Source organism: Neisseria sp. P0021.S005, assembly GCF_051956955.1.
Genome location: NZ_JBQCWY010000211.1, coordinates 1 through 4,797 on the forward strand (window position 1 = coordinate 1; position 4,797 = coordinate 4,797).

1 pseudogene is annotated in these 4,797 nt (G+C 54.2%); it reads left to right on the plus strand.

Going from position 1 to position 4,797, the window contains the following annotated elements:
* Positions 1 to 4,797: pseudogene (locus ACTHUE_RS11125) on the plus strand (hypothetical protein); the annotation flags it as partial.

The following is a 4,797-nucleotide window of genomic DNA, read 5'->3' on the forward strand; positions in this document are numbered from 1 at the left end:
TAGCGACAAACGCCGCCAATATCGCCAAAGGCATCAACTTCGGCGGTACCGCCGGCAGCAACAACTACGCATTGGGCGACACCATCAATGTCAAAGGCGACAGCAACATCATCAGCGAAACCGTAGCCGGTGGTGCACAGCTGAAACTGGCCAAAGACATCATCGTTGACAGCGTGACCGCAGGCGACAGCAAACTGAATTCAGACGGCCTCACCATTACCGGTGGCCCGAGTGTGACCAAGTCAGGCATCCATGCCGCCGGCAACAAGATCACCAACGTTGCCGCCGGTACCGATGACAACGACGCCGTCAACTACAGCCAGCTGAAACAGCAAAGCGCCGCCGCCCGTACCGAAGTACGTGCCGGTACCAACATCAAAGACGTGGTTAAAACCGTCGACACTAACGGCCAAGACGTTTACACCGTCAACGCCAAAGGCGCGACTGCGAGCGCCGGTTCGAGCAAAGTGACCGTTACCGCCGCTGAAAAGGCCGACAACGTGACCGACTACAGCATCGATTTGGCTGACGGCACCAAAGCCGAAATCCAAAAAGGTGTGGATGCCAAAACCGCCGTTGACAGCAAAGGCCTGACCTTCAACGGCGACAGCGGCAGCACCAATGTCGAAAAACTCGGCTCCACCGTGACCGTTGCCGGCGACGACAACATCACCACCGAAGCCCAAGACGATAAAGTGACCGTTAAGCTGAAAAAAGACCTGGTAGTGAACAGCGTCGAAGCCGGCGACACCACCGTGAACAACGACGGTGTGAAAGTAGGCGACGATGTCGCATTGACCCAAGACGGTGTTAAAGCGGGTGATGTCAAACTGACCAAAGACGGTTTGAACAACGCCGGCAAGAAGGTTACCAACGTAGCCGACGGTGACCTCAATGCCAACAGCAAAGACGCCGTTAACGGCAGCCAACTGTTTGCGACCAACCAAAACGTAGCGACAAACGCCGCCAATATCGCCAAAGGCATCAACTTCGGCGGTACCGCCGGCAGCAACAACTACGCATTGGGCGACACCATCAATGTCAAAGGCGACAGCAACATCATCAGCGAAACCGTAGCTGGTGGCGCACAGCTGAAACTGGCCAAAGACATCATCGTTGACAGCGTGACCGCAGGCGACAGCAAACTGAATACAGACGGCCTCACCATTACCGGTGGCCCGAGTGTGACCAAGTCAGGCATCAATGCCGCCAGCACCAAGATCACCAATGTTGCCGCCGGTACCGATGACAACGACGCGGTCAACTACAGCCAGCTGAAGCAGCAAAGCGCCGCCGCCCGTACCGAAGTTGCAGCCGGTACCAACATCAAAGACGTGGTTAAAGGAGTCGGCAATAAAGGCCAAGACGTTTACACCGTCAACGCCAAAGGCACGACTGCGAGCGCCGGTTCGAGCCAAGTGACCGTTACCGCCGCTGAAAAGGCCGACAACGTGACCGACTACAGCATCGACTTGGCTGATGACACCAAAGCCGAAATCCAAAAAGGCGTAGATGCCAAAACCACCGTTGACAGCAAAGGCCTGACCTTCAACGGCGACAGCGGCAGCACCAATGTCGAAAAACTCGGCTCCACCGTGACCGTTGCCGGCGACGACAACATCACCACCGAAGCCCGAGACGATAAAGTGACCGTTAAGCTGAAAAAAGACCTGGTAGTGAACAGCGTCAAAGCCGGCGACACCACCGTGAACAACGACGGCGTTAAGATCGCAGGCGGTCCTAGCCTGACCAAGTCCGGTATCGATGCCGCCGGCAAGAAGGTTACCAACGTAGCCGACGGTGACCTCAATGCCAACAGCAAAGACGCCGTCAACGGCAGCCAACTGTTTGCGACCAACCAAAACGTAGCGACCAACGCCGCCAATATCGCCAAAGGCATCAACTTCGGCGGTACCACCGGCAGCAACAACTACGCATTGGGCGACACCATCAATGTCAAAGGCGACAGCAACATCATCAGCGAAACCGTAGCCGGTGGCGCACAGCTGAAACTGGCCAAAGACATCACCGTTGACAGCGTGACCGCAGGCGACAGCAAACTGAATTCAGACGGCCTCACCATTACCGGTGGCCCGAGTGTGACCAAAGCAGGCATCAATGCCGCCGGCAACAAGATTACCAACGTTGCCCCGGGTACCGATGACACCGACGCCGTCAACTACAGCCAGCTGAAACAGCAAAGCGCCGCCGCCCGTACCGAAGTTGCCGCCGGCACCAACATCAAAGACGTGGTGAAAACCACCGGCGCCAACGGCCAAGACGTTTACACCGTCAACGCCAAAGGCACGACCGCGAGCGCCGGTTCGAACAAAGTGACCGTCACTGCTTCAGCAGAAGACGCGAACAACGTGACCGACTACAGCATCGACTTGGCGCAAGATACCAAAGACGACATCCAAAAAGGTGTGGACGCCAAAAACACTGTTGACACCAAAGGCCTGACCTTCAACGGCGACAGCGGCAGCACCAATGTCGAAAAACTGGGTTCTACCGTGACCGTTGCCGGCGACGACAACATCACCACCGAAGCCCAAGACGATAAAGTGACTGTTAAGCTGAACAAAAACCTGGTAGTAGACAGCGTCAAAGCCGGCGACACCACCGTGAACAACGACGGTGTGACCGTCGCAGGCGGTCCTAGCCTGACCAAGTCCGGTATCGATGCCGCAGGCAACAAAGTGACCAACGTAGCGGATGGCGACCTTAATGCCAACAGCAAAGATGCCGTTAACGGCAGCCAACTGTTTGCGACCAACCAAAACGTCGCGACCAACGCCGCCAATATCGCCAAAGGCATCAACTTCGGCGGTACCAGCGGCAGCAACAACTACGCATTGGGCGACACCATCAATGTCAAAGGCGACAGCAACATCATCAGCGAAACCGTAGCCGGTGGTGCACAGCTGAAACTGGCCAATGTATTGAATGTCGGTCAAGCAGCTCCGGTGAAAATCGATGGCGATAAAGGCGAAGTCAGCGGCTTGAGCAATACGACTTTGGGTGGTAGCGACTTTGCCCAAGGCAAACGTGCGGCGACTGAAGAGCAGCTGAATGCGGCCCAAGATCAGTTGGTGAATGTATTGGGTGGCAATGCGGCCAATAATGGCGGCAATATCAGCATGACCGATATTGGCGGTACTGGTGAGAACAACATCCACGATGCAATCAAAGCCGTTAATGCAACTGCCAATCTGCCTTTGACTTTCGGCGGCGACAGCGGCAAAGACGTTGAACGCAAACCGGGTACGAAGCTGAATATTGTTGGCGGTCAAACCGATGCAGCCAAACTTTCAGACGGCAATATCGGCGTTGTAGCGAATGGCTCTGATAAGTTGGAAGTCAAATTGGCTAAAGACTTGGTAGTAGACAGCGTGAAAGCCGGCGATACCACAGTTAATACCGATGGCGTGAAAGTTGGCGATGTCAATCTGACTAAAGCCGGCTTGAACAACGGCGGTAACAAGATTACCAACGTTGCAGCCGGTACCGATGATACTGATGCGGTGAATGTTGCTCAGTTGAACAAAGCTGCGGCTGCGGCTAAGACCGAAGTCGTTCAAGGCGATAACATTGTTGTTACTCAGGATGTCGGCGCCAATGGCCAAACCATTTACAAAGTGGCTACCGATAAAAACCTGAAAGTTGACAGCGTTACCGCAGGTGATACCGTGATGAATAATGACGGTGTGAAAGTTGGCGATGATGTTGCATTGAACAAAGACGGCTTGAAAGCAGGTGATGTGAACCTGACCAAGGCTGGCTTGAACAATGGCGGCAACAAGATTACCAACGTTGCGGCCGGTACGGATGACACCGATGCAGTCAATGTTTCTCAACTGAAACAAGCTGCTGCTGCGTCTAAGACTGAAGTCGTTCAAGGTAAGAACATCGTTGTGACTGAAAAAACAGGTGACAAAGGTCAGACTGTTTATGAAGTTGCTACCGATAAAGACTTGGACGTTGACAGCGTGAAAGCCGGTGATACCGCAGTGAATACTGACGGTGTCAAAGTGGGTGATGATGTTGCATTGAACAAAGACGGCTTGAAAGCAGGCAAGGTAAACCTGACTAAAGACGGCTTGGACAATGCGGGCAACAAAGTAACCAACGTAGCGGATGGCGACATCAATGCCAACAGCAAAGATGCCGTTAACGGCAGCCAACTGTTTGCGACCAACCAAAACGTAGCCAACAACGCCGCCAATATCGCCAAAGGCATCAACTTCGGCGGTACCAGCGGCAGCAACAACTACGCGTTGGGCGACACCATCAACGTTAAAGGCGACAGCAACATCATTAGCGAAACCGTAGCCGGTGGTGCTCAACTGAAGTTGGCTGACGAGATTAGCGTGAAGACAGTGAATGCCGATACCTTCAAAGCAGGCGATACTGTGATGAATAACGACGGCGTGAAAGTCGGCGATAAAGTTGCGTTGAACAAAGACGGTCTGACCGCAGGCAACACCGTGGTCAACAACGATGGCGTAACCATCGCTGCACCGACTGAAAACAATCCGAACAACCAAATCAAACTGTCTCCTGTCGGTCTGAATAACGGCGGCCAACGCATTACCAACGTGGCTCCGGGTAAAGACGGTACAGATGCGGCAAACGTGAACCAGTTGATTGGTTTGGGTACCGAGTTGCAGAACAACATCAACCAAGTAGGTAAGAAAGCCTACGCGGGTGTGGCCGGTGCGATTGCCCAAGGCTCGATTCCGCAAGTAACCCGTCCGGGTGCGACCGGTATCGGTGTCGGCAGCGGCTACTACGGTG